21 protein-coding genes are annotated in these 26,296 nt (G+C 67.7%); 12 read left to right on the top strand and 9 right to left on the bottom strand.

Features of this window, described 5'->3' with window-relative positions; all coding sequences use genetic code 11:
- The first annotated feature begins 174 nt into the window (after positions 1 to 174).
- Together ACZK29_RS17015 and ACZK29_RS17010 are read left to right on the top strand one after the other, a co-directional pair.
- Entirely contained in the window at positions 175 to 1,017 is an 843-nt protein-coding gene (locus ACZK29_RS17015) for an alpha/beta hydrolase (RefSeq protein ID WP_111204471.1), read from the top strand.
- Positions 1,018 to 1,099: 82 nt separating this feature from the next.
- Positions 1,100 to 2,038 (top strand): alpha/beta hydrolase, encoded by a 939-nt coding sequence (locus ACZK29_RS17010; RefSeq protein WP_478446276.1) that lies wholly within the window; start codon positions 1,100 to 1,102, stop codon positions 2,036 to 2,038.
- Positions 2,039 to 2,114: 76 nt separating this feature from the next.
- Here ACZK29_RS17010 and ACZK29_RS17005 read toward each other — a convergent pair whose 3' ends face one another.
- Together ACZK29_RS17005 and ACZK29_RS17000 are read right to left on the bottom strand one after the other, a co-directional pair.
- Positions 2,115 to 2,537 carry a response regulator gene (locus tag ACZK29_RS17005; RefSeq protein WP_111204469.1) on the bottom strand — a complete coding sequence of 141 codons (423 nt, stop codon included), beginning with the start codon at positions 2,535 to 2,537 and terminating at the stop codon, positions 2,115 to 2,117.
- A gap of 92 nt (positions 2,538 to 2,629) precedes the next feature.
- Positions 2,630 to 3,397 carry a CPBP family glutamic-type intramembrane protease gene (locus ACZK29_RS17000; RefSeq protein WP_459048221.1) on the bottom strand — a complete coding sequence of 256 codons (768 nt, stop codon included), beginning with the start codon at positions 3,395 to 3,397 and terminating at the stop codon, positions 2,630 to 2,632.
- A 149-nt stretch (positions 3,398 to 3,546) separates the two neighbouring features.
- Here ACZK29_RS17000 and ACZK29_RS16995 point away from each other — a divergent pair, with 149 nt between their 5' ends.
- Positions 3,547 to 3,867, top strand: a complete 321-nt coding sequence (locus ACZK29_RS16995; protein WP_106551061.1) for a TFIIB-type zinc ribbon-containing protein — start codon at positions 3,547 to 3,549, stop codon at positions 3,865 to 3,867.
- A gap of 68 nt (positions 3,868 to 3,935) precedes the next feature.
- On the opposite strand, the gene ACZK29_RS16990 is transcribed toward ACZK29_RS16995, so the two are convergent.
- From ACZK29_RS16990 to ACZK29_RS16965, 6 genes are all read right to left on the bottom strand, one after another.
- Positions 3,936 to 4,448 (bottom strand): GNAT family N-acetyltransferase, encoded by a 513-nt coding sequence (locus ACZK29_RS16990; RefSeq protein ID WP_111204467.1) that lies wholly within the window; start codon positions 4,446 to 4,448, stop codon positions 3,936 to 3,938.
- An 81-nt stretch (positions 4,449 to 4,529) separates the two neighbouring features.
- Positions 4,530 to 5,579 (bottom strand): copper resistance protein B, encoded by a 1,050-nt coding sequence (locus ACZK29_RS16985; RefSeq protein ID WP_164146938.1) that lies wholly within the window; start codon positions 5,577 to 5,579, stop codon positions 4,530 to 4,532.
- Positions 5,576 to 7,384 carry a copper resistance system multicopper oxidase gene (locus ACZK29_RS16980; RefSeq protein WP_459048222.1) on the bottom strand — a complete coding sequence of 603 codons (1,809 nt, stop codon included), beginning with the start codon at positions 7,382 to 7,384 and terminating at the stop codon, positions 5,576 to 5,578. The genes ACZK29_RS16985 and ACZK29_RS16980 overlap by 4 nt, the downstream gene beginning before the upstream one ends.
- A 75-nt stretch (positions 7,385 to 7,459) precedes the next feature.
- Entirely contained in the window at positions 7,460 to 7,843 is a 384-nt protein-coding gene (locus tag ACZK29_RS16975; protein ID WP_111112257.1) for a CopL family metal-binding regulatory protein, read from the bottom strand.
- A 204-nt stretch (positions 7,844 to 8,047) separates the two neighbouring features.
- On the bottom strand, positions 8,048 to 9,853 hold the full coding sequence (gene recQ, locus ACZK29_RS16970; protein WP_111204464.1) for a DNA helicase RecQ: 1,806 nt from the start codon (positions 9,851 to 9,853) through the stop codon (positions 8,048 to 8,050).
- Positions 9,854 to 10,398: 545 nt separating this feature from the next.
- Positions 10,399 to 10,947 carry a Dps family protein gene (locus ACZK29_RS16965; protein WP_005410730.1) on the bottom strand — a complete coding sequence of 183 codons (549 nt, stop codon included), beginning with the start codon at positions 10,945 to 10,947 and terminating at the stop codon, positions 10,399 to 10,401.
- 86 nt (positions 10,948 to 11,033) lie between these two features.
- Between ACZK29_RS16965 and hrpA the strand changes: the two genes are divergently transcribed.
- A complete protein-coding gene (gene hrpA / locus ACZK29_RS16960) occupies positions 11,034 to 15,116 on the top strand; it encodes an ATP-dependent RNA helicase HrpA (protein WP_111202611.1) in 4,083 nt (1,360 codons plus the stop codon).
- A gap of 54 nt (positions 15,117 to 15,170) precedes the next feature.
- Here the strand turns inward: hrpA and ACZK29_RS16955 are convergent, their stop codons facing one another.
- Positions 15,171 to 15,707: a hypothetical protein gene (locus ACZK29_RS16955; RefSeq protein WP_111202612.1), complete on the bottom strand. Its 537-nt coding sequence runs from the start codon at positions 15,705 to 15,707 to the stop codon at positions 15,171 to 15,173.
- 130 nt (positions 15,708 to 15,837) lie between these two features.
- On the opposite strand from ACZK29_RS16955, the gene ACZK29_RS16950 reads away from it, so the two are divergent.
- The 8 genes from ACZK29_RS16950 to ACZK29_RS16915 all read left to right on the top strand — a co-directional run bounded on the left by ACZK29_RS16950 (position 15,838) and on the right by ACZK29_RS16915 (position 26,088).
- Positions 15,838 to 17,994, top strand: coding sequence for a bifunctional (p)ppGpp synthetase/guanosine-3',5'-bis(diphosphate) 3'-pyrophosphohydrolase (locus tag ACZK29_RS16950; RefSeq protein WP_111202613.1), 2,157 nt, complete (start codon positions 15,838 to 15,840; stop codon positions 17,992 to 17,994).
- A 30-nt stretch (positions 17,995 to 18,024) separates the two neighbouring features.
- Positions 18,025 to 19,596 (top strand): tetratricopeptide repeat protein, encoded by a 1,572-nt coding sequence (locus tag ACZK29_RS16945; RefSeq protein ID WP_478446275.1) that lies wholly within the window; start codon positions 18,025 to 18,027, stop codon positions 19,594 to 19,596.
- A gap of 60 nt (positions 19,597 to 19,656) precedes the next feature.
- A complete protein-coding gene (locus ACZK29_RS16940) occupies positions 19,657 to 20,547 on the top strand; it encodes an NAD-dependent epimerase/dehydratase family protein (RefSeq protein WP_478446274.1) in 891 nt (296 codons plus the stop codon).
- A 75-nt stretch (positions 20,548 to 20,622) separates the two neighbouring features.
- The gene (locus ACZK29_RS16935; RefSeq protein WP_478446273.1) at positions 20,623 to 21,675 is read left to right on the top strand and encodes a glycosyltransferase family 2 protein; all 1,053 of its coding nucleotides are present in this window, start codon (positions 20,623 to 20,625) and stop codon (positions 21,673 to 21,675) included.
- Between the two features lie 84 nt (positions 21,676 to 21,759).
- Positions 21,760 to 24,198 (top strand): penicillin-binding protein 1B, encoded by a 2,439-nt coding sequence (mrcB, locus tag ACZK29_RS16930; protein WP_111205254.1) that lies wholly within the window; start codon positions 21,760 to 21,762, stop codon positions 24,196 to 24,198.
- On the top strand, positions 24,195 to 24,731 hold the full coding sequence (locus tag ACZK29_RS16925; RefSeq protein ID WP_111205253.1) for a hypothetical protein: 537 nt from the start codon (positions 24,195 to 24,197) through the stop codon (positions 24,729 to 24,731). Before mrcB ends, ACZK29_RS16925 begins: the two co-directional genes overlap by 4 nt.
- A 206-nt stretch (positions 24,732 to 24,937) precedes the next feature.
- Positions 24,938 to 25,231, top strand: a complete 294-nt coding sequence (locus ACZK29_RS16920) for a transposase (protein ID WP_006388655.1) — start codon at positions 24,938 to 24,940, stop codon at positions 25,229 to 25,231.
- Positions 25,228 to 26,088, top strand: a complete 861-nt coding sequence (locus tag ACZK29_RS16915) for an IS3 family transposase (RefSeq protein WP_111202687.1) — start codon at positions 25,228 to 25,230, stop codon at positions 26,086 to 26,088. The genes ACZK29_RS16920 and ACZK29_RS16915 overlap by 4 nt, the downstream gene beginning before the upstream one ends.
- The last annotated feature ends 208 nt before the right edge of the window (positions 26,089 to 26,296 follow it).

The raw sequence follows: 26,296 nt of genomic DNA, 5'->3' as shown, positions 1-26,296 counted from the left end.
GCGCCGTCCCGGTCCGTCGTCGCTCGGCTGCGCGTCATGGTTCGAGCAGGCATGGACCAGAAACGAGCATTTGGCAGGGACGTGCCTTCGCGTGAATCCATCGTCTTGCAGTGCGACCCACCTGGCTCGAGGCCCTGACGCTATGCTCGGCACTTTCCCGGAATGGACCGCCCCATGCGTCTGATCGTGCTTTCGCTGCTGTTGTCCGTCGTCTCCGCCGCGCCGCTGATGGCCGCCGAAACCGCATCGCCCGCTGCCGCCTCGCCACTGGTCATCGGCGAGACCTTCACCATCGAGTCGAAGGCGCTGGGCGAGACCCGCCGCATCAACGTCTACCGCCCGCAGCCGTGGGGCCTGGACCCGAAAACGCCGCTGCCGGTGCTCTACATGCCCGACGGCGGCATCGGCGAGGACTTCCTGCACGTGGCCGGGCTGGTGCAGGTGCTGAGCGGCAACGGCAGCATGCGCCCGTTCCTGCTGGTCGGCATCGAGAACACCGAGCGCCGCCGCGACATGACCGGCCCCAGCAGCGATCCGCAGGACCAGAAGATCGCGCCACGCATTGGTGGCTCGGCGGCCTACCGCACCTTCCTGCGCGATGAACTGATGCCGCAGGTGCGCCAGCGCTACCCGACCACCGACGAGCGCGCGCTGATCGGCGAGTCGCTGGCTGGCCTGTTCGTGGTCGAAACGCTGCTGCAGGAGCCGACGCTGTTCAACAGCTACATCGCGCTGGACCCCAGCCTGTGGTGGAACCGCGGCACGATGCTGGGTGCTGCGGCCAAGCAGCTGCCGGCATTGGCGCGTGCGCAGCCGCGCGTGTTCCTGGCCAGCAGTGGGCAGCCCGAGCTTGCAGCCTCTGCTGCGCAGCTGGCAAAGCTGCTGGAGCAGGCATTGCCATCCCCGCTGGTGAAGTACCTTCCTCTGCCGGAAGAAACCCACGCCACGATCTATCATCCGGCCGCATTTCAGGCGCTGCGCACGCTGTTCCCGGCGCCGCCGCCGGCCTCGCCCTGACCGCACTGGCAGCGGGTTGCGCACCATGCAAGGATGCGGCAGTGGCGCCATCCGGTGCGCCGCCCGCAACGGGAGAGTGTGGATGCAGCGAGTGCGTGGATGGAGTGTGGCGGCCTGCCTGGCCGTGAGTGGCTGTGCGATGTCGGTGGCGCCGCCGGCAGCGCAGAGTGAAGCGAAGGAGAGCCCGGCCGCCGCTGCGCCGGGCGTGGTACTGCCGGATACCGAAGCGCTGCGCGTGCACGACCCGGTCGGCCGCGATTATCCGGTCTGGGTGGCGTTGCCGGCCGACTACGCCGCACATCCGGAAAAGCACTACCCGGTGCTGTACGTGACGGATGCGCTGTACAGCTTCCCGCTGGTGCGCAGCGTGCGCAACATGGTGGGGCAGAAGGGCGTCAACCTGGAGGATTTCCTCCTGGTCGGGCTGCCGCCGCAGGAGGGCCTGACGTCCAAGCAGAGCCGCTCGCGCGACTACACGCCCAGCGACCCGGCACGTACCGATCCGCGTGACTACAGCGATGACGTCAGCTACGGCGGCGCGGCGCACTACCGCGATTTCCTCGCTGAGCAGGTGCTGCCGATGATCGATGCGCGCTACCGCACTGATCCGGCGCGGCGCGCCTATGCGGGTCATTCCTATGGTGGTCTGTTCGGCGCCTATGTGCTGACCACGCGCCCGGACATGTTCCGCACCTACATCCTGTCCAGTCCGTCGCTGTGGTTTGACGGCCATCGGGTGCCGCGCATGCAGGCCGGAGCAAAGGCGCCGGCGCAGCCGACCACGGTGGTGCTGTCGGTGGGCAGCTTTGAAACGGTCAAGCCCGAACCGCGCTATTTCACCCGCAACGACATGCTGCGCCACAACGCCGAGTTCGCCGAGCAGCTGCGCAGCAGCGGGCGATCATTGAAGGTGGAGAACATGGTGATCGATGACGAGGACCACTTCACCGTCTACCCGGACATGATCACCCGCGCGCTGCTGAAGGTGTTTCCGGGCACCGGGCCTTACAGCAGCGGTTGATGACGGGCGCCGTCCACGCATGGCGCGGATCTACTGCAAAAACCCGGTAGATCCACGCCATGCGTGGATGAGCGCCTCACGCCGCCTGTGCATCCGGTCCGGTCAACACGCCCACATCGGCGTGCCGGAAGCACAGCCGGATGGCGTCCAGCAGCTCGCTCATGTTGTAGGGCTTGGGCAGGAAATGGATGCCATCGCGCAACTGCGGCAGCACCTGGTGCTGGTCCATGCCCGAGGTCACCAGGATCGGCAGTTGCGGATATAGCCCGCGCACCTGGTTGGCAGCTTCAATACCGCTGATCGGGCCCAGATTGACGTCGGTGAACAGCAGGTCGAAACGCTCGCCGGCGGCCAGCAGTCCCAGTGCCGCTTCGGCAGAGCTCACGCCCACCACGTGGCAGGCCTGGCTTTCCAGCGCCAGCCGGCTCAGTTCGCGGGTTTCCTCGGCGTCCTCGATCAGCAGGACGCGGGGTTCAACGTGGCGCTTGGACAGCAACATGACGCGACAACTCCGGACAGCAACGGTGAAATGGCGCGCAAGTATGCGCAAGCTGGTAGTGATCCCGACGTGCACGGCAAGCTAAGCGGGCGTTACAGGCCTCTCTGGCGCCGGAACCGCACGTGCCAGGTCAGCACCGCGACCGCCAGCAGGGCAGTGCCGATTCGCAGGCTGGTGGCCTGCCAGCCGAGCGCGACGGTGTCATCGAGGCTGAACACGTTCCACGCCAGGTTCATCGACACGTGCAGCACCAGGCCGCACCACAGGTTGTCGCCATCCAGATGATCGAGCCAGGCGAAGATGAAACCGCCCAGTGCGATCACCGCGCCGACGAACAGAGCGGTGCCGCCGCCGTCGAAGCCGCCGAAACCCAGCCAGTGCACCCAGCCGAACAGCAGCGCCTGCGGCAGCGCGAGCAGGGCCCACGGGCCGCGAATGAGCTTCACCAGCAGCACGAAGCCGAGGCCGCGGAACAGCACTTCTTCGGCCAGTGGGAACAGCACTGCCAGCATCGTGGCGTCCAACGCGGTCAGCGCGGTGTTCGGCGTGCCGAGCAGCGCCAGGCCCAGCCAGCACGGCAGGCTGGCCAGCAGCACCCACATCGGGCCGCGCCAGCCGTTGCCGCGCAGCCCCAGGCTGGCCATCAGGCCTACCCCACGCGGGCGCAGCTGTGCGGCCAGCAGCAGGGCCAGCAGCACGGCCAGTGCGTTGTCGAGCAGGCTGCCGCCATAGGGCATGGGCAGGGCGGGAATTGGAGCGCCGATGGCCGCCGCGATGTCGCGCAGGTTCAGGCCAACGCCGACGCCGAGCAGCACCAGCAACAGTCGTAGTGGACTGGGCAAGCGGGACAGGACGGTCATGTACGCACTCCTTGCGGGCCTGGGCGCAGTGTGCGGGCGCAGCGGCGGCCGAGGCGCGCGCCGGAAGTCCCTGTGCCATCGGTCATGCGTTGCCGCACAGTCATCGCGGTGCAGGTACAGTCGAAGCCAGACCGAGAGGAGCCATACCGATGCTGTGCCCCGTGTGCAAGACCCAGACCCTGCAGATGGCCGAGCGCCATGGCATCGAGATCGACTATTGCCCAAGCTGCCGCGGCGTGTGGCTGGATCGTGGCGAGCTGGACAAGATCATCGAGCGCGCAGGCGCCGGTGCTGCAGTACCGCCGCCCGCCCCGGTGCAGTCGCAGCCGGCCGCTGCGCCGCCGCCGGTGATGCACCGCGATACTCGCCACCTTGGCCAGCGCTACGAGGACAACCGTGGCCAGCAGTACAGCCACGGTTACAAGAAAAAGAAGAAGGACAGCTTCCTGTCGGAACTGTTCGATTTCTAGGCGCTTCGCTTTTGTAGAGTCGAGCCATGCTCGACTGGCTGTTGCTCGACTCTACAGGGGCCGCATGCTCACGGCCGGCGCAGGATGAACTCGCGGTCGTGGGTGTCGCCGACGATGAACTCGTACTCGCCCACCTTGCTGCAGCCGTAGCGCGCGTAGAAGCGCTGTGCGCCGAAGTTCTCTTCCCATACGCCCACCCACAGGGTGCGGCGCTGCGGCTGGTCCAGCCACTCCATGAACGCATCCATCAGGCGCGCGCCGTGGCCGCCGCTCTGGTAGTCGGCCAGGATGTAGAAGCGCTTCAGTTCGATGTCGCCTTCGCGGGCCTCGGCATGCGGCAGGGTGTTTGCACCGGCGGCCAGGTAGCCGACCACGTTGTCGCCGTCCATCAGCAGCCAGATCGCACTGCGCGGATCGGACAGCTCGGTGCGCTGCGGTTCGCTGCTGTAGTGCGCCTGCAGGAAATCCTGCAGCTCCTGCGCCGGGTACGAGTCGCCCCAGGTTTCGTTGTAGGTGGTGATGGCAATGGCCGACAGTGCGTCGACGTCGGCGAGGGTGGCGCGGCGGATCTGCAGCGACATGGCGGGGCCTGCATTGGAACGTGGCGCAGTGTAGCCGGCCCCGGCAGCTGCCGGGGCTGGCGGTTGCTCACAATCCGCTGATCAGAACCACATGCGGACGCCGGCCACCCAACGCGTGTCGCGTGCGTGGTCACCGGCATAGTCGGCGGTATCGCCGAAACTGCGTTCGTGGCTGATGCCGATGTACGGCGCGAAGCGGCGGCTGAACTCATAGCGCAGGCGCAGCCCGGCTTCGACCTTGTTCAGGCCGCGACCGATGCCGTACTCCGGTTCATCCTTGGCCGCGACGGTGGCTTCCAGCAGCGGCTGCAGGATCAGGCGGTTGGTCAGCAGCACGTCGTACTCGACTTCGGCCGTGGCCAGAACCTGGCCACCGGAGCCCATGTACAGCGTGGCCGAACTTTCGAACTTGTACGGCGCCAGGCCCTGGATGCCAATGGCCGCCCACGTGCGCGAGTCGGCTGGCCGGAAGTCCTGGCGTACACCGACCAGCACGTCCCACCACGGCGACACGCTACGGCCGTACAGGGCCTCCAACGATGACGACTCGGTGCGGCCACGGCTGCGTTCACCGTCTGTGCGCAGCCAGAGGCGGTTGATGTTGCCGCCGATCCAGCCGGTGGCTTCCCAGGCCTGGCCGTTGCTGCTCTTGCCGTCCCAGTGTTCGAGGCGGTCGATCAGCAGCAGGCTGTTGATCTCCGGCGCGTGTTCCATCGCGCCATGCGCGATCGGTGGGAAGGCGGCAGCGCGGTCGGCGTCGGTCGGCACCGGGATCGGTTCGCGCGGTTCGGTCGGTGCGGGCGTGCCGTGACCCATCGCCGCGTGATCCATGCTGGAGTGATCCATCTTGGAATGGTCCATCGTCGCCGGCTGCATCGCGCCATGGTCCATCTTCGAGTGGTCCATCGTTGAGTGGTCCATGCCGGCGTGATCTGCCGCGTCCATGTCCATCTTCGAATGATCCATCGTTGAATGATCGACCGGTTCGGCCGGGGTCTTCGCGGTCTTCGTGGCCTTCGCAGGTACGTTCACCGCGCCCATGTCATGGCCCGCGTGCGACTGCGCGAACACCGGCAATGCGGCGGCCAGGCCCAGGGCCAGCAAGCTGGGGGAAAGGAGTGAGCGGCTCATTCTTCGATCCTCACTTCGCGCATCATGCCCGCTTCCATGTGGTACAGCAGATGGCAGTGGTAGGCCCAGCGGCCGAGTGCATCGGCGCGCACGCGATAGCTGCGGCGGGTGCCAGGCGGCATGTCGATGGTGTGCTTGCGGACCTGGAACTCACCTTGCGCGTTTTCCAGATCGCTCCACACGCCGTGCAGGTGGATCGGGTGCTGCATCATGGTGTCGTTGACCAGCACGATACGCATGCGCTCGCCGTAGTTCAGCCGCAGCGGCTCGGCGCTGGCGAATGGGATGCCGTCGAACGACCAGGAGAATTTCTCCATGTGGCCGGTCAGGTGCAGCTCGACCTCACGACTGGGCTCGCGGCCATCCGGGTCTTCGAACAGGCTGCGCATCGCGCCGTAGGTCAGCACCTGGCGGCCGTTGTCGCGCAGGCCGATGCCGGGGTCGTCCAGCTTCGGTTCGGAGGCCGAACTCTGCATGTCCACCAGCGGGTTGTTGCGTTCGCTGGCCGGATGCTTCGGTGCCTTGCTGGCGGTACTGCCGCCGTGCGCGCCATGGCCCATGCTGGCGCCGCAGCCGCCTTCCATGCCCTTCATCGCGGCCATGTCGTGGCCGCCATGACCGCCTGCACCCATGTCATGCCCCATGTCGCTCATGGTCAGCAACGGGCGCGGATCGCGCGCAGGGATCGGTGCCTGCAGGCCGTGGCGTACCGCCAGCGTGCCGGCGGCAAAGCCGGTGCGGCCCATGTCCTGGCAGAAGATGGTGAACGCGTCCTGGCCGCTGGGTTCGACCAGAACGTCGTAGGTTTCGGCCGGGGCGATGCGGAACTCGTCGATGCTGACCGGATGGATGTACTGGCCATCGGCGGCTACCACGGTCATCTTCAGGCCCGGGATGCGCACATCGAAGTAGGTCATCGAGGCGCCGTTGATGAAGCGCAGCAGCACCTTCTCGCCGCTGCGGAACAGCCCGGTCCAGTTGCCGGCCGGGGCGGTGCCGTTCATCAGATAGGTGTAGGTGTGGGCGTTGATGTCGGAGATATCGGTCGGCGTCATTCGCATCCGGCCCCACATGCCACGGTCCGACAGCGCCGCCGACCAGCCGTCGCGCTTCACGTCACGCAGGAAGTCGGGCAGAGTGCGCTTGTAGTAGTTGTCGTGCTCGGCGAGCTTCTTCATGCGCCGGAACAACGCGCCCGGGTCCATGTCGGTCCAGTCCGACAGCATGATCACGTGCTCGCGGTCGTGGTGGTACGGCGCCGGTTCGGCCGGGTCGATGATCAGTGCACCGTACAGGCCGGCCTGCTCCTGGAACATCGAGTGGCTGTGGTACCAGTAGGTGCCCGACTGCTTGAGGTCGAAGTGGTAGTGGTAGGTCTCGCCGGGGCCGATGCCGTTGAAGCTCAGCCCGGGCACGCCGTCCATGTTGGCTGGCAGCAGGATGCCGTGCCAGTGGATCGAGGTCGGGTGGCGTTCCAGCGTGTTGCGTACGAACAGATCCACCGTCTGGCCTTCGCGCCAGCGCAGGATCGGCGCGGGCAGCGAGCCGTTGACGGTGATCGCCGGGCGGGTACGGCCGGTGAAATTGGCCAGCGATTCGCCGATGGCCAGTTCGATGCGGGTATCGCTGAGCACGGCTGGGGCACCGGCCAGGCGTGGGGTGGCAGTGGCCGCGGCAAGCGCGCGCTGCGGCACGCCGACGGCAGCGATGCCGGCGACCACGCCACCGGCGGCAAGACCCTGTACGAACAGGCGTCGCGACGGCATGGGCACGGCGCCCGGACCGGGGGGATTGCGGGTATTCATGGTGGAGACTCCAGACACGGAAAGACGCCGGCAGGCCGCCGGCTCCGGTGCGCAGGGCGCACGGTTCGTGGGGAATCAGCCGATGGGAGGGCGTGAGATCGGCGGCAGCGGCGGCGCCGGGCGGCCATTGGCCGGCATCGGCTGCGGTGCCAGCGACAGGCCGGGAGCGGCCAGGTACGGCAGCGGCTGCACCACCAGCAACGGGTGCTGGGCGCAGCTGCGCACGCAGTCCTTGATCTGGCAGTGGGCGTCGTGGGCGGGGGCCTTGGCCTGCGGGGTCTCGTCGGCCTGCATGGCGGCGTGGTGGTGGCAGTCGGCATCGCCGCCTCCAACCGTGGCGGCCATGGCATGGGCCATCCGCCCCATTTCCTCATGACCGCTGGCCATGGCCGCGTTCAGCCCGTTGAGCAACAGGCTGAGCATGAGCACGACACGGAGAAGGGTCGAGGCGAGGGACATGGCGCTAATCTAGCCGCAAGCGGCCGTGGATGCACTTCCGGCTGAATGGCCGGTTCAAGGTTGGACCCGCACCAGCGTAGAGCCGAGCCCACGCTCGGCTGCTTTTTGCGCAGAGGCAGCCGAGCGTGGGCTCGGCTCTACAGGGGCGCCCGCGCGCCGTTGGGACCATGCCCGGCGGCCGCGCAGCGCGGCAACGCGATACCGTCAGCCCTCTTCGCGCACGATTTCGACCAGGCGCGGGCCGTAGCGGCTCAGCTTGGTACCGCCGATGCCGCCGACTCGTGCCAGTTCGTCCAGGCTGGTCGGGCGTTGCTCGGCGATGTTGCGCAGGGTGCTGTCGTGGAAGATCACGAAGGCCGGCACATTCTGTTCGCGCGCCAGTTCGGCACGCAGGCCGCGCAGGGCGTTGAACAGGGCCAGATCCTGCGGCAGCACCGACAGGCCGGTGCGCTGCGCACTGCGCTCGCGGCCACTTGTGCTGCTGGCCGGATCGCGTCGCATGCTGATCTGGCGACGGCCGGTCAACACGTCACGGCTGGCATCGGTCAGGCGCAGGCCACCGTGGCCCTCGCTGTCCACTTCCAGCAGGCTGGCGGCGACCAGTTGGCGGAACACGCTGCGCCAAGTGCGTGCATCCAGGTCGCGGCCGATCGCATAGGTACTGAGCTTGTCGTGGCCCTGCTGCTTCACCTTCTCGTTCTCGCTGCCACGCAGGACGTCGATCAGGTGGCCGACGCCGAAGCGCTGGCCGCTGCGGTAGACACAGCTCAGCGCCTTCTGCGCTGGAATGGTCGCGTCCCACGAGGCTGGCGGCGTCAGGCAGTTGTCGCAGTTGCCGCAGGGCTGGGGATAGGTCTCGCCGAAACCGGCCAGCAGCACCTGGCGGCGGCACTGCATGGATTCGCAGTAGCCCAGCAGGTGGTCGAGCTTGCCCCGCTCCAGCTGCTTGCGTTCTTCGCCGGCCTCGGACTGCTCGATCATCTGCTTGAGCAGCACCACGTCGCCCAGGCCGTAGCACAGCCATGCTTCAGCGGCTTCGCCATCACGGCCGGCGCGGCCGGTTTCCTGGTAGTAGCCTTCCATCGACTTGGGCAGGTCGGTATGTGCGACAAAGCGCACGTCCGGCTTGTCGATGCCCATGCCGAAGGCGATGGTGGCGCACATCACGATGCCGTCCTCGCGCAGGAAGCGGCGCTGGTTGTTCGCGCGCACTTCCGGCGGCAGGCCGGCATGGTAGGGCAGGGCATTGAAACCCTGGCCGCACAGGAACTCGGCGGTCTCCTCGACCTTTCGCCGCGACATGCAGTAGACGATGCCGGCCTCGCCACGGTGGCCGCGCAGGAAGTCGGTCAGCTGCTTGCGGGCGTTGTCCTTCTGCACCACGGTGTAGCGGATGTTGGGGCGGTCGAAGGAGCTGACGAAGTGGCGCGCTTCCTGCAGGTCGAGACGCTCGGCGATCTCGCGCTGGGTCGGCGGGTCGGCGGTGGCGGTCAGCGCGATCCGCGGAATCTGCGGCCAGCGCTCGTGCAGCACGGTCAGCTGCCGGTATTCCGGGCGGAAGTCGTGGCCCCACTGCGATACGCAGTGCGCTTCGTCGATGGCGAACAGGGCGATGTGGCTGCGCGACAGCAGTGACAGGAAGCGGCCGGTCAGCAGTCGCTCGGGGGCGACATAGAGCATGTCCAGCTCGCCGGCCAGCAGCTCGCGCTCGACGCGGCCGGCCGTCTCGGCATCCAGGGTGGAGTTCAGGTACTCGGCACGCACGCCGAGCTGGCGCAGGGCTTCGACCTGGTCCTGCATCAGGGCGATCAGTGGCGAGATGACGATGCCACAACCGTCACGCAGCAGGGCCGGCACCTGGTAGCACAGCGACTTGCCGCCGCCGGTGGGCATCAGCACCAGGGCATCGTGACCGGCAGCCACATGCTCCACGATGTCCTGCTGCGGACCACGGAAATCGTCGTAACCAAAGACGCGTTGGAGCAGGTCGTGCGCGGGACGGGAAGCCATCCGGCTAGTTTACCCCGGCGGGGGAGTCGGCAGGGCTGCGCCCTGCACCCGCCGAATCAACGGCAACGTCAACGTCAAAAGCGGGCTATCCGTGGTTTGGCGGGGCGGTGTCGGATTGCGGGGACGCCGTGAACCCATCCTTGGGGGCTTGGCAGCCGCATCCATGCGGCTGACACCCCGCACTCCGACACCGCCCCGCCTTCGACAGTTGGCCGGCGGCTCGTAGATCCACGCCATGCGTGGATGAAATCTGTCAGATATCGACAAACGAAATGGGGTCAGATCCGTTTTCCTGCGGAAAACGGATCTGACCCCAAGTAATGCCCTGGCAGATCGCGGAAATCTGTCGAAGGCGGGGTGGGTCCGGTGGCAGGGGTGTCCGCGGCATGGATGCCGCGGCCAAGCCCCCAAGGACGGGTTTACGGCGTCCCCTGCCACCGGACCCACCCCGCCAACCCACAGGAAACCAGCTTTTGCTCCGGCTGTTGCCGTTGCACTTGCTTCTGCGGGTGCAGGGCGCAGCCCTGCCGAACCAGCCCCAACTCTTACTGCAGCAGGGAACGCAGCATCCAGGCGTACTTCTCGTGCGTCTGCAGGCGCTGGGTCATCAGATCCTCGGTCGGGGCGTCGTCACCCTTGGCCGCCACCTCCAGCACTTCACGTGCCGTACGGCAGACCGCTTCGTTGGCGACCACCAACTGGCGTACCATTTCACGCCAGTCCGCACTGTCGGTCAGGCCCGGTTCCTCGGCGATCGAGGTCAGCGCAGCGAATTCCCGGTAGGAGCCCGGGGCATTGAAGCCCAGCGCGCGGATGCGCTCGGCCACGTCGTCCAGTGCCGCCCACTGCTCGGTGTACTGCGTCTCGAACATGGTGTGCAGCGAGTTGAACATCGACCCGGTCACATTCCAGTGGAAGTTGTGCGTCTTCAGGTAGAGCGTGAACGCATCAGCCTGGAAGCGCGACAGACCGTCGGCGATCTTCTTGCGGTCGCCCTGGGTGATCCCGATATCGATGTTCGGTGCCGACGGTGCCGCCGCCGCAAGCTTCTGCTTGCCGGTCTTGGCCTTGGTCGTGCTCTTGGTCTTCGCCATGGGGTTCCTCCTTGTGGAATCGTTGGCCTTCACAATAAACCGGTCGTGATGACTGGTCGCTTTCAAAGTTTTGAACGAACCGATTGATGAACTCTATCGATAAAAATCCATCGCCCCGCCTGCGCCAACAGCGCGCCGCCATCGACGGCGCCATGAGCCGCGACCGGGGCCGTTTGCTGGGGATGCTCTCGCGGTGCCAGGCCAAGCCACAGGATGCGGCGCTGGCCGCCACCTTCGAGCAGGCCTTGCAGGCGTCGGTGCAGCGCCGGCAGGTGCGGGCGCAACAGCAGCCGTCCATTACTCTGGACCCGCAGCTGCCGATTGCGCGTGAAGCCGACGCGATCATCGAGCTGATCCGCGGTCATCAGGTGGTGGTGATCGCCGGTGAAACCGGCTCGGGCAAGACCACCCAGCTGCCGAAACTGTGCCTGGCCGCCGGTCGCGGCCAGGCCGGCATGATCGGCTGCACCCAGCCGCGACGGATTGCCGCACGCGCGGTGGCCAGCCGCGTGGCGCAGGAACTGCAGAGCGAACTGGGCCAGCTGGTCGGCTACCAGGTGCGCTTCAATGACAAGGTCAGCGAAGACAGCCGCATCAAGTTCATGACCGACGGCATCCTGCTGGCGGAGATTGCCAGCGACCGCTGGCTGTCGAACTACGACACGATCATCGTCGACGAGGCGCACGAACGTAGCCTCAACATCGACTTCCTGCTGGGCTACCTGAAGCAGCTGCTGCGCAAGCGCCCGGACCTGAAGCTGATCGTGACCTCGGCCACCATCGACACCGAGCGCTTCGCCCAGCATTTCGACAATGCGCCGGTGATCAGCGTCGAAGGCCGTACCTACCCGGTGGAAGTGCGCTACCGCGCGCTGGAAGGCGAAGGCGAAGACCAGGGCGAGCGCACGGTCTTCGATGCCATCGTGTCGGCCATCGACGAGATCACCCGCCTGGATTCACGTGGTGACGTGCTGATCTTCCTGCCGGGCGAACGCGAGATCCGCGATGCGCACCAGTCGCTGGAACGGCGCAAGTACCGCAACACCGAAGTACTGCCGCTATACGCGCGCCTGTCCAACCAGGACCAGGACCGGGTGTTCAACCCGGGTCCGAACCGGCGCATCGTGCTGGCCACCAACGTGGCCGAAACCTCGCTGACGGTGCCGCGCATCCGCTACGTGGTCGATCCGGGCTTCGCCCGCGTCAAGCGCTACAGCCCGCGCAACAAGCTGGACCGCCTGCACATCGAGCCGATTTCGCAGGCCAGCGCCAACCAGCGCAAGGGTCGCTGTGGCCGTATCGCCGAGGGCATCTGCTACCGCCTGTACGCCGAGGCCGATTTCCAGGCGCGGCCGGAGTTCACCGATCCGGAAATCCGCCGCTCCAGCCTGGCCGGGGTGATCCTGCGCATGCTGCAGCTGGGCCTGGGCCGCATCGAAGAGTTCCCGTTCCTGGAAGCGCCGGACGAACGCGCCGTGGCCGATGGCTGGCAGCAGCTGACCGAGCTGGGCGCGATCGATGCCGAGCGGCGCATGACCACCATCGGCAAGCAGATGGCCCGCCTGCCGGTGGACGTGAAGCTGGCGCGCATGCTGGTGGCCGCGCAGGCCGCTGGCTGCCTGCGGCCGATGCTGGTGATCGCCTCGTTCCTGGGCATCCAGGACCCGCGCGAGCGTCCGCCCGAAGCACGCGGTGCAGCCGACAGCGCGCATGCGCAGTTCGCCGATGGCCGTTCCGAGTTCGTCGGCGTGCTGCGCCTGTGGGATGCCTATCGGCAGGCCCACGAAGACCTGACCCAGTCCAAGCTGCGCGACTGGTGTGGTCGCCACTTCCTCGGCTTCCTGCGCATGCGCGAGTGGCGCGAACTGCATCGCCAGCTGCGTCTGTTGTGCGAGGAACTGGGCTGGAAGGAAGAGGCTGTCGATGCGTCGATGGCACCATTGCTGGCCGGCAGCAGTGCGCCGGCCCCGGCGCGTGATGACGCAGCCGCAGTAAAGGCCACCCGCGGCCAGTTGCACCGCGCTGCACGCCTGGCCCGCGAAGGCAAAGCGGAGGTTGCACCCGCGCCGGTAGCGGTGCGCGCACAGAAGGAACAGGCGCCCGCCGGCGGCGGCTTCAGCGAACGTGTACGCGCTGCCGCCTACCAGACCCTGCACCGGGCGTTGGTCGCTGGCCTGCCGACGCAGATCGGGCACCGCACCGAGAAGGGCGATTTCCAGGCACCACGCCAGCGTCGCTTCCTGCCATTCCCGGGGTCGGCGCTGTCCAAGCGCCCGCCGCCGTGGCTGCTGGTGGCCAATCTGCTGGATACGCAGAAGGTGTGGGGCATGACCCTGGCCGCGATCGAGCCGGACTGGGTGATCGCCGAACTGCCGCACCTGCTGCTGCGCAAGCACTTCGATCCGCACTGGTCGCGCGCGCAGGGACAGGTGCTGGCGTCCGAGCAGATCAGCCTGTTCGGCCTGGTGCTGGCGCCGAAGAAGCCGGTGCACTACGGCCGCATCGAACCCGTTGAAGCGCACGACATCTTCGTGCGCCAGGCGCTGGTGACCGGCGAGATCAACACCCGCGCCAGCTTCGTGGCCGACAACCAGAAGGTGCTGGAGGTCGCGCGTGAGGAAGAAGCGAAGCTGCGCCGCGCTGGAATCGTTGCCGACGAGGACTGGCAGGCACGCTGGTACCTGGACCGCGTGCCGCCGCAGATCCATTCGGCCGCGGGCCTGGATACCTGGTGGAAGGGACTGGCGCCGCAACAGCGCAAGACCCTGCACTGGTCGCTGGCGGACCTGCTGCCCGGCGAGGGCAGCGAGCAGGAGCGCTACCCGAAGTACCTGGCGCTGGGCCAGGCGCGGTTGCCGCTGCACTACCGCTTCGAGCCGGGTGCCGACGATGACGGCGTGACCCTGGACGTGCCGCTGCACCTGCTCAATGCACTGGACCCGGTGCAGCTGGGCTGGCTGGCGCCGGGCTTCGTGGCCGACAAGGCCTCGGCGTTGATCCGCAGCCTGCCCAAGGCAATGCGCCGCAACTATGTGCCGGCCCCGGATTTCGGACGCGCGTTCTTCGAGGCGTTCCCGCAGCCCGGCGCCGATGCCATCACCGGCGAGCTGGCGCGTTTCCTGTCACGCGCGACCGGCGCCACGGTGACCGCGCTCGATTTCGAGCCGGGTTCGATCGAACCGCACCTGCACATGAACCTGCGCCTGCGCGACGAACAGGGCAAAGTGCTGGCCACCTCGCGTGATCTGGACGCGCTGCGCGCGAAGTTTGGCAGCCGTGCCGGTGATGCCTTCGCGGCGCGTGCCGGGCGCGAGATGGCGGCTGACGGCCTGCGCACGTTCCCGGCCACGCCGATCCCGCTGCAGGTGCCCGGTGAAGCCGGCGTTCCGGCCTATCCGGCGCTGCTGGACGAGGGCGACAGCGTGGCGCTGCGCATCTTTGCCGATCGGCAGCAGGCACAGGAGGCCCACCCGCTGGGCGTGCGCCGGCTGCTGGAGATCGCCCTGGCCGAGAAGGTCAAGCAGGCGCGCAAGCAGCTGCCGGTGGGTGCCAAGACCGGCCTGCTGTATGCCGCGATCGAATCACAGGAACGCCTGCGCGGAGACCTGGTGGATGCGGCGATGAACGCGGTGCTGGCCGAAGGCCTGGAAGACATCCGCGATGCGGCCGCCTTCGAGCAACGCCGCGAGCATGCTGCCAAGGCCCTGTTCGGCGAGGCGATGTCGCGGCTTAAACTGGCCGAGTCCATCCTGGCGCTGGTGGCGGAACTGAAGCCGATGCTGGAGGCGCCGTTGATGGGCTGGGCGCGCGGCAACCTGGACGACATGGAGGCGCAGCTGGCCGGCTTGATCCATCCTGGCTTCCTGCGCGATACGCCGGCCGACGCGCTGGCGCAGTATCCGCGCTACCTGAAGGCGATGATCCTGCGCACCGAGCGTGCCAAGCGTGATCCGCCGCGTGATCAGGCGCGCATGCTGGAGCTGCACCCATTCCTGGAAGCGCTGGAGGTGGGCGAGCAGCAGGGCCTGCGCGATCGCCCGCAATGGCAGGCGCTGCGCTGGGATCTGGAAGAGCTGCGGGTGTCGCTGTTTGCGCAGGAGTTGGGCGCGCGCACCGGCATTTCGGCGAAGAAGCTGGCGCAGCGGGTGACCGCATTGCGCCAGGCGTAACTCCCTTCATGTGGAGCCGAGCATGGGCTCGGCTCTACAGGTAAAGCCGCGGCGTTACTTGGAGCGGCGCACCTTGGGCTGGCTGTTCACGCCTTCCACCTTCATGTACCACACGCCCATCACGCCGGGCTTGATGCTGACCTTGGGCGATTGCTTGCGCACGCCGACCACGCTGGTGCTGTCGGTCTGCTCCCATTCCTGGCCGTTGTCCAGCACGTAGACGCGGCCCTTGCCGAAGCCACGGAACTCGCCCTGCAGTACGCCGGTAATCGGCTCGCTGCTGCCGAAATCGAAGAACCCGCGGTTCTTCACGATCACTTCCTGGCGGCCCTGTTCGCGGGCTTCTTCGCGCACCGCCGCTACCGCCTGGGTCGTCGCCGCTTCGACCTTGCCCTGCAGCCAGCGGTTGAGCGTGGCCAGTTCCTGCGCGCTCAGCTTGTCCAGGCCGGCCGCCTTGAACTCGGCCGGCGACATCTGCTGCTGCAGGTCACCGTCCACCATGCGCTGGGCCAGCGCAGGCGCCGACAGGGACAGCAGCAGTGCGGCGCAGGCCAGCAGCCGTGGGCGGAAGCGCGGGGTGGTCGAGGGCATGGCGGAACTCTCCTGGGTTTGCCCGCGAGTGTAGCGGCATGTCTTCATGCCGGGTGATGGTGGCCGCGGTGATTGTCCCTGAACGGCGCCGGCGCTAGTGTAGGAACCTCTGTCTTGCCTGCTCGATGCTGTGAACCGCGCTTCTGTCCCCGGCCTGGATGCCTTGTTGAACCGTCCCTCGGCAGCGGTGCTGCCCGCTCCGCTGCGCCAGGCCCTGCGCGAGCACTGGGAAGCACCGGACTGCGACCACCAGATGCGCGCCAGCTGGTCGGTGCTGGGCGATACCCTCGATGCGCTGTCGATGCTCTCGGCGGACGAAGGCGCGGTGGTCGCCGCGCTGTTGTTCGATCTGCCCGGCCTGCGTGCCAGCCTGGACCAGCTGCCGCTGGGCAACCACAAGGCGGCGGTGATCGGCCTGCTCGACGGCCAGGACGCCGCCGATCCGGTCTGGGCGCTGCATGCTGGCCGGGAGGCCGGGCGCAACAGCGAGGGCCTGCGCCGCCTGCTGCTGGCGATCATCCGCGATCTGCGCGTGGTGCCGATCCTGCTGGCCCGGCAGCTGGCGAGGATGCGCGCTGCCGACAAGCTGGACGACGAACAGCGCCGGGCGCTGGCCCAGCTGACCCGCGACATCCATGCGCCGCTGGCTAACCGGTTGGGCATCTGGCAGCTGAAGTGGGAGCTGGAGGATCTGGCGTTCCGCCACCTGGAGCCGGAAACCTACCGCCGCATCGCGCGTGAAGTGGACGAAACCCGCGTGGCGCGCGAGCGTTACGTGCAGAACGTGAAGAAGCAGCTGTCGCGCGAGCTGGCCGCACAGGGCATCCATGCCGAAGTGAGTGGCCGCCCGAAGCACATCTACAGCATCTGGCGGAAGATGCAGAAGAAGCGGCTGGCGTTCGACCAGCTGTACGACATCCGCGCGGTGCGGGTGATGGTCGACGACGTCGCCGCCTGCTACGCCGCGCTGGGCGTGGTGCATGCGCTGTGGGCGCCGGTGCCGAGCGAGTTCGACGATTACATCGCACGCCCGAAGGCCAACGACTACCGTTCGCTGCACACCGCCGTGGTCGGCCCGGAAGGGCGCACGATCGAAGTGCAGATCCGCACCCACGAGATGCATTCGCAGGCCGAGCTGGGCGTGGCCGCGCACTGGAAGTACAAGGAAGGCGGCAAGGGCGCGGAAAAGTCGTTCGATCGCAAGATCACCTGGATGCGCCAGCTGCTGGAGCAGGCACAGGACGGGCAGGGCAATGAGCTGGCCGGGGCACTCGACGCCGAGCTGACCGAGGACCGGGTCTATGCACTCAGCCCGAAGGACGAGGTGCTGGACCTGCCACAGGGGGCCACGCCGCTCGATTTCGCCTACCAGGTGCACACGATGGTGGGCCACCGCTGCCGTGGCGCCAAGGTCAATGGCCGCATCGTGCCGCTGACCTACCGCCTGCGCAGCGGCGATCGCGTCGAGATCCTCACCGGCAAGGAAGCCGACCCCCGCCGCGATTGGCTGATGCCGGCGCTGGGCTTCCTGGCCAGCAACCGCTCGCGGGAAAAGGTGCGCAGCTGGTTCCACAAGCTGGACCGCGCGCGCAACGTGCAGGCCGGGCGCGAACTGCTCGAGCGCGAGCTGAAGCGCCTGGGGCTGCAGCATTCGGATCTGGCGGCGGCGGCGAAGAAGTTCCACGCCGACAGCGTTGATGACCTCTACATCCAGGTGGCGCTGGGCGACACCGGCCCCAACCAGGTCAGCCGAACCCTGCTGGAAGCAGAGCGCGCGGCCAGCCAGCCGGCCCCTGCGCCGACGCTTCCGCGCCCGACCGCCCGCCGCGAGAACCTGGGCAAGTCCAAGTTCACGGTGCAGGGCGTGGGCAACCTGCTGGTGCAGCTGGCGCGCTGCTGCCAGCCGGTGGCCGGCGAACCGATCGTCGGCTACCTCACCCGTAGCCGCGGTGTCACCGTGCACCGGGCAGACTGTGCCGCGCTGGCCCGGCTGGCGGCCACCAGCCCGCAGCGCATCCTGCCGGTGGAATGGGGCCAGGCCGGGGGCGGCTACGAAGTGGACGTGGTGGTCGATGCGGTCGACCGCCGCTGGCTGCTGAAGGACATCACCAACCTGATCGCCCAGGAAGACGCCTACGTGCTGGACATCCACAGCGACAACGTGCGCAACAGTGGCCGTGCCCATCTGCGCCTGCGGCTGAAGGTCAGCGATTACGACCAGTTGTCGAACCTGCTGGGCAAGCTGGACGCGCTGCCGGGCGTGAGCGAGGCGCGTCGCCTCGGCTGAGCTTCACGCTGCCCCGGCTACCCTGCACGCATGGAACGCGAGCCCCCGCATCGCCCGCATGGCGCTGAACATCCTGCGCTGGATCGCGTCCGCCGCGAGGGCCGCTGGTGGTGGCTGCAGGCACGCCATGCGCGGCGGGTCTGGCGCTGGGCGCTGGTCGCGGCGCTGGCGGTGTTCGTGCTGCTGGTGCTGCTGCGCAAGCCGCTGGCCGACTGGTTCTGGGACGAGCCGCAGATCGAACAGCTGCTGGTCGAAGGTGATCGTGCGCTCGCCGCCGGCCGGCTGAGTGCGGCTGACGGCAGTGGTGCGCGCGAGCGCTACCAGGCGGTGCTGGCACTGGATGGTGATCGGCCGCAGGCCCGCCAGGGCCTTGCACGAACCGCAGCGGCGGCCCTGCAGCAGGCCCGCGACAAGCTGCAGAGCGACGATCTTGAGGGCAGCGCGCAGTCACTGGCGCTGGCCCGCGAGCTGCAGGTGCCGCAGGGCGACGCCGACGCCGTGGCCCGGCAACTGCAGGCGCGGCGTAGTGCCAGCGCCGGTATCGGCGCGTTGCTGGCCCAGGCCCGCAACGCGTTCGCAGCCGGCCGGCTGGACGATGGCGACAGCAGTGCGTTGCCGCTGTTCCAGCGCATCCTGGCACTGCAGCCGGACAACCTGCCTGCACTGGAGGGTCGCGAGGACGCACTGAGCGATCTGCTGCAGCACGCGCGCACGCTGGCCGGACGCGGGGAACTGGCTGAAGCCGCTGCGACGTTGCAGCGCGCGCGCCTGTTCGACGCAGGCCACGCCGATCTGCCCGCCAGCCAGGAGGCACTGGCGCGGGCGGTCGACGAGCGCTTGCGGCAGGCACAGCGCGCGCTGAAGCGACAGCAGCTGGAAAGTGCCGCAAAGGGGTTCCTGGCTGTGCTGGCGGTGGCGCCGGATGATCCCACTGCCCAGCGCGGCCGTGAGCAGGTGCTGCAGGCGGTGCTGGCGCGAAGCCAGGTCCAGGCCGACGATTTCCAGTTCGAGGCGGCGCAGCGTGATGCCGCGCTGGCGGAAGCACTGGGCGCTTCGCAGGCGGCACGACAGCAACTGGCGCAGCGCCTGCAGCGTGCGCGGCAGGCCCGGGAGGCACTGCAGCAGCCGGCGGTGAGCAACGCGCAGCGTGAACGCGAGCTGCGCGATCACCTGCGCCGGATCGAACGCGCCGAGCGCGCAGGGCAATGGATCAGCCCGCCGGGGCACAGCGCATTCGATGCCCTGCGCGAAGCACAGGCGCTGGCACCGCGCGATGCGCGGGTGAAGGCCGCTGCCGCGCGCCTGCTGCCTGCCAGTCGCCGTTGTTTCGACGACAACCTGCGGCAGAACCGGGTGCAGGCTGCAGGTGCCTGCCTGCAGGCCTGGCAGACGCTGGCTCCCACCGCTGGCGGCCTGCCGGCGGCCCGCCAGCGCCTCGCGCAGCGTTGGCTTGCGATTGGCAGCGAACGGTTGGGCAACGGTGACGTCGCCTTTGCCGAACGTGCGCTCCAGCAGGCGGGCGAACTTGGCGTTGGCACTTCCAGCAGCGAGTACCAGCAGCTGCGGCAGCGCCTGCGCGACATCGGAGTGTCGTCGCCCTGAGCCCCGCTGCCGGAGGGGCCGCTATAGTAGCCAGCCCCGCAGCATCCCCACGGAGTGCAGATGACCGTCCTTGTTTCCGGAGCCACCAGCCAGATCGGCCGGTTCTTGCTGCCGCGCCTGCTGCAGGTGCATGGGCGGGTACAGGCAGTGAGCCGGCGGCCGCAACCGGCACAGGACGGCGTGCAGTGGCTGTGCGGGGACCTGGCGGCTGCGCTGGACAGCGTGCCGTCTCCGGACTGGCAGGCCATTGCCAGCTTCGGCCCCCTTGAAGCATTGGCGCAGTGGTTGTCACGGCAGACGGCGGCCCCGGCGCGGCAGGTCATCGCCACCAGTTCGATGAGCGTGCTGAGCAAGCAGGATTCCGAGCAGGCCGACGAGCAGGACGTTGTGGCGATGCTGCAGCGGGGCGAAGCGGGCCTGATCGCGCAGGCCGAGCGTCTTGGCATGGCGTGGACGATCCTGCGGCCAACCCTGATCTACGGGGCCGGCATCGACCGCAGCATCACCCCGATCGTGCAGCGTGCGCTGCGTCTGCGCCTGTTTCCGATACCGCTGGTGGGAGGCCTGCGCCAACCGGTGCATGCCGACGATATCGCCCGCGCCGTGGTGGCCTGCATCGCCACCGGCGCAGCGTCGGCGCGGGTGCTGGAAATCGGCGGCGGCGAGCGCCTGCCGTACCACGCGATGTTCCGCCGCGTGCACGCCAGCCTGGCACAGCCAACATTGGCGCTGCCGCTGCCGGGCGGTGCACTGCGAGGCCTCGCTGTAGTGCTGCCGCGAGCGCGTGGTCCGGTGTCACGCCTGCAGCAGGATCTGATTGCGGACAACGGCCCGCTGCAGGCGCTGCTGGGCGTACATCCGCGGCCGTTCCAGCCTGACGCGGACACGTGGCGACCGATGAGCGCGGACCAGGCCCTGCAGCGGATCGCTGCGTATCCCGGCAACGGCTAGCCAGTCGCCGTATCCATCCGCCAGGGGGGGGGCTCTGCTACCATCCCCCGGCCCTTGTTTCCGCGAGTACGTTCGATGCCTGACGCGCCATCCCGATCGGCCCCTGCCGAGCGCATTGGCGTCGCGCTGTGCACCTACAACGGTGCGCGCTACCTGCAGGCGCAGCTGGACAGCATCCTCGAGCAGGATCTTCCGGTGAACGAAGTCATGATCGGCGATGACGGTTCCAGCGACCAGACGCTGCCGCTGCTGCAGGCCTTCGTGCCGCGCGCACAGGCGCTGGGCATCCGTGTCGAGATCGTCCAGCACGCGCGCAATGTCGGCTATGTACGCAATTTCGCCGACGCACTGATGCGTTGCCAGGCCGACATCCTGTTCCTGTGCGACCAGGATGATGTCTGGCATCCGGGGCGTGTCCGCAGCTACGTGGAGCGCTTCCACGCCGACCAGGGCCTGTTGCTGCTGCACAGCGACGCACGGCTGGTGGACGCGCAGGGCGCGCCGCTGGGCCAGCGGCTGCTGGAGGTACTGGTGGTCCATCCGGCCGAGGTCGAGCTGGAACGCTCGGGCCTTGCGATCGATGCGATCCTGCTGCGCAACTTCATCACCGGTGCCACCTGTGCGCTGCGCCGTGGGCTGCTGGCCGGATCGCTGCCGGTCCCGCCGGGCTGGAGCCACGACGAATGGCTGGCGGTCCACGCATCGCTGCGTGGAGGATTGGACATGCTGGCCGAACCGACCATCGACTACCGGCAGCATGGCAACAACCAGATCGGGGCCAGTCGCCGCGGTTTCCTGCAACGCCTGCGCCATCTCGATCTGTTCGATTCGCAGGCGCGCCAGCGCACGGCCGGACGCCTGCTTGCCCTGGCCGATCTGCTGGGGCAGCGCGGCGTGGTGGTGGCGCCGGAGCGCTTCCAGGGACTTCACGCGCTCGCCTGGCGCATGGCCTGGTCGCGACTGCAGCTGTATCGCCGCGCGGACGTGCCGGCAGGCTGGATCGCCCATGATGCGCCGCGGTTGATCGCACGGCTGGCCAACGTCTGCCTGGCGGGGGGCGGCTGGAAAGGGGGCTGGGCGGCGCTTGCGGGCGCCTGGGCCGGGTGGCGGGCGCCGCGCGCTGCTTGAACTGCAGTGAAACCGCGGGCCATCGCCTGCCAGCCACCGCGGCGCCTGCGTTAGACTCGCCAGACCCTACCTGCCTGCATCCCCGTGCCCCGACGCTACGATTCCGACGACATCGACGATTTCGACGACGACCAGCAGGACGACAGCCCGCTGTGGCGGCGTCGCCTGATCACCTGGAGCATGGCTGCGGTCGCGTTGGGATTGGGCTTCCTGATCCCTTATACGCTGTACCTGAACCAACAGGTGACCCAGCGCTTCGGCGAACTTCGTTGGCAGATTCCGACCCGCGTGTATGCACGCCCGCTGGTGCTCACGCCTGGCAAGGCGATGGACGCGGCGACCCTGAAGACCGAGCTCGCCGCATCCGCCTACCGCGATGACGGGCAGGGCAAGGAGCCGGCCACCTATGCGGTGAACGGCGGGCGCTTCGTCATTTCCAGCCGTGGCTACAACGATGTGGATGGCCGCGTCGCACCGCGCCGGCTGGAACTGTCGCTGGCCGACGGTGCGGTCGCCTCGCTGCGTGACGCCGACAACCGCAAGGCGCTGAAGGCTGCGCGCCTGGACCCGGCACGTATTGCCACCCTGTACGGGCAGAAGCAGGAAGAACGCCGCCTGATCCGCATGGACGAGGCGCCGGACCTGCTGGTGACCGGTCTGCAGGCGGTGGAGGACAAGGACTTCAACCGCCACCACGGCATCGATCTGTCCGGCATTGCGCGCGCGGTATGGGTGACGATCCGCTCCGGTGGCCAGAGCCGCCAGGGTGCTTCCACGCTGACCCAGCAGCTGGCCCGCAGCGGCCTGCTGGGTATTGGCAAGGAACAGACCGTCACCCGCAAATTCAACGAAGTGCTGTACGCGCTGATCATGGAAGCGCGCTACGACAAGCGCACCATCTTCGAGGCCTATCTCAACCAGGTGTACCTGGGCCAGCGTGGCAGCCAGGCCATCCACGGCATGTCTTCCGGCGCCGAGTTCTGGTTCGGCCGTGACCTGCAGTCGCTGGAAACCGAGCAGATCGCGCTGCTGATCGGCCTGGTGAAGGGGCCGTCCTTCTACGACCCGCGGCGCAATCCGGAACGCGCGCTGGATCGCCGCAATTTCGTGCTGGGCAAGCTGCACGAGGCGACGCTGATCGACGATGCCGAGTACCAGCGCGCGCTGAAGGCACCGCTGGGCGTGCCCAAGACGCCGGGCCTGGTGGCGGCCAACCGCTTCCCGGCCTATGTGGACCTGGTTCGCCGCCAGCTCGGTCATGACTATCCGGAATCGGCGCTGCAGGGCGCCGGCCTGAGCGTGATGACCGGCATGTCGCCGTCTGCGCAGGCCTATGCCGAAGGCGCGGTGACCCGCACCATCAAGTCGCTGGAAAGCAAGCGCCGTCCCGAACTGCAGGCCGGCATGGTGCTGACCGACGTGCACAACGGTGACGTGCTGGCGGTGATCGGCAGCCGTGAAGTGTCCGAGGTGGGCTTCAACCGCGCGATCGAGGCACAGCGCCCCGTCGGCTCGCTGCTGAAGCCGTTCGTCTACCTGCTGGCGCTGGCGCAGCCGGATCGTTACTCGCTGGCCAGCTGGGTCGATGATTCACCGGTGACCGTGCAGCTCGGCCGCGGCCGCAACTGGAACCCCGGCAACGCGGACAACCGCAGCCACGGTACGGTGCGCCTGATCGATGCGTTGGCCCATTCCTACAACCAGGCCACGGTGCGCGTGGGCATGCAGGTCGGTCCCGAGCGCGTGACCCAGCTGATCCATGTGCTGGCGGGCATCAAGGCTGAGGCCAACCCTGCAGTGATCCTCGGCTCGACCGACCAGAGCCCCTACGCGATGGCGCAGCTGTACCAGTTCCTGGCGTCCGGCGGCGAGATCCAGCCGCTGCACGCGGTGCGTGGCGTGCTCGATCCACAGGGCAAGCTGCTCAAGCGTTACGACAAGACCCCGGCACCGGCGCAGGAGGGCGACTCGATTGCCGCCAACCTGATCAGCGTGGGCCTGCAGCAGGTGGTTGCCAGCGGTACCGCGCAGCGCCTCAACGCCGATGGCCTCAGCCGCCTGCAGCCCGCCGGCAAGACCGGTACCACCAACGATGGTCGCGACAGCTGGTATGCCGGTTACACCGGCGATCACCTGGCGGTGATCTGGATCGGCAACGACCAGAACGAGCAGGCCGGACTGTATGGCGCCACCGGTGCGATGCGGGTCTGGTCGGGCATCTTCCAGCGCCTTCCCAGTGCGCCGCTGCGGGTCAGCAACAAGGGCCTGGATTGGCAGTCGGTGGCCGCCACCGGCCTCAACACCACCGACGAGGGCTGCCCGGGAGCGCGTCGCTTCCCGTTCGTGGTCGGCTATGCGCCGGCCTATGCGCCCTGCGCACCGGCGGTGTCACCGGACGGGCAGGGCGAGGCTGAAGGCGAGGGTGGTGGCTGGCGCAGCTGGTTCGGCCTGGACCGCAAGCCTGACACCCCTGCCGAACCTGCCGCGGCGCCTGCCGCTGCCACTCCTCCTCCGAGCCGATGATGCCGATGAACATGCGATCCCTGCTGCAGCCCCTGGCCTTGACCGGCCTCAGCCTGGCCCTGGCCGCCTGCGTGACCAGTGCGCCGCCGGTGGTCAAGCCGGTCGATACCACGACGCCGGCGCAGCGCCTGGCGGCAGTGGACGCCGCCGCTGGCCCGGACGACAAGGAGCTGTCGGTGCAGCCGCTGCGTGATTCGCAGGTGGAAGACCTGCGGGTGACCGCGCAGGCGCAACGCCAGGCCAACGATCTGGCCGGTGCCGCCAGCAGCCTGGACCATGCACTGGAGATTGTGGCTGGTGATCCGGCGGTGCTGCAGGAGCGTGCCGAGCTGGCGCTGCTGCAGGGGCAGTGGGCGCAGGCGGAGACGTTTGCACGCAAGGCGGTCGACCTGGGCTCGAAGACGGGGCCGCTGTGCCGCCGGCACTGGGCGACGATCGAGCAGTCGCGCCTGGCGCGGGGCGAGAAGGAGAATGCGGTGTCGGCGCATGCGCAGATTGAAGGCTGCACCGTGCCGGGGATCAAGCGGTACTAGGTTTCCTGCCAACGGCGCAGCCCCTCGTGGCTGGCTGTTTGGCCGCGTGAAGCAAAAGCCGCGCTTGGCCGGGCGGGGTGGGTTCGCGGGGGACGCCGTGAACCCATCCATGGGGGCTTGGCCGCGGCATCCATGCCGCGGACTGATCTGGCCCCCCGTCAGCGGACGCCAAGAAGCGATACTTTGATCGCACCTGGAGGTCCCTTATGTCCCGTATCACCCGTCGTAGCTACACCGATGAGTTCAAGCACCAAGCCGTGGAGTTGGCCGAGTCGCTCGGGCCTGCCGCAGCAGCCCGTCAGCTGGAGATGTCGGTCAAGACGCTGGCAAATTGGCTTGACGCGGTCCGTGCTGGCCGGTCGTTGACCTCTGAGGCTCGCAGGCCGGCCACCGACCTGGAAAGCGAGATCAGCCGCCTTCGGGCCGAGAACGCCAATCTGAAGATGGAGCGGGAAATCCTAAAAAAAGCGGCGGCGTTCTTTGCCAGAGAGTCCAAGTGAGGTACGCCTTCGTCGCCAGTCAAAGGACTCACTACCCGACCAGGTTGTTGTGTCGGGTTCTTAGGGTTTCTGTCTCTGGATTCCATGATTACCTGCGCCGGCAGTGTGCCCAAACGTGCGATGTCGATTCGGCCCTCCGTACCGAGCTTCGGGCCATTCATGTGACCAGCAAGCGCAGTTATGGGCGACGTCGGCTGGTCAGGGCCTTACGAGCCAGGAATCACCCAGTCGGCCACAAGCGCGTGGCACGGTTAATGGCCGAGGAGCGAATCCAGGGCAAGACCAAAGGCCGATTCCGACCCAAGTCCTCCGGCGGCTCATCTCAGCTCGCCCCCAACCTGCTGGATCGGCAATTTGCCCCCGGAACCGGACCGACGGCGTGGGTTGGGGATATCACGTATGTCCCCACCCGCCAGGGATGGCTGCATCTGGCCGTGGTCATCAGCGTCCAGACCCGGCAGGTGCTGGGCTACAGCGTTTCCAAGCGCCTGACTGAAGAGCTGGTGGCGAAAGCATTTGCCAATGCTTGGGCTCTGCATCCACAACGACCCGGCCTGATCTTCCATTCAGATCGTGGTGGGCAGTACTGGGGGAACCAGTTTCGCCAGCTGCTGCAGTCCCATGACGTGGTCCAAAGCATGAGCCGGCCTGGCAATTGCTGGGACAACGCGGTGGCCGAGAGCTTCTTTGCGACGCTCAAGACAGAAGAGGCTGCCGAGCCTTACGCCAGTAGGGAACAAGCCAGCCAGTCCATCGCTGCTTACATCCACGGCTTCTACAATCCAGCCCGGCTACACTCGGCGCTGGGCTACCGCTCGCCTAACAACTACGCCCGGCAGCGCCGGGCTGCCGCCTGAAACGGCTTCATGGCGTCCGTTTTCAGGGGGCCAGATCAGACACCCCCGCGAACCCACCCCGCCCGACCTCTGACAATTTCCGTGTGCGGCCAGCCACGGAAAAGAAAAAGAAAATCAAAAGCGGGTCGCTCGCTGCGCGCTCTCGCAGTAATCCATCTTCTTTTCCCGTTCCTGCCACAGCTTCTGAATTGCCAGTCGAGCAGGCTCG

The organism is Stenotrophomonas sp. 89682_Sma (genome assembly GCF_056481405.1).
This window is presented reverse-complemented; position numbering and strand designations above follow the sequence as displayed.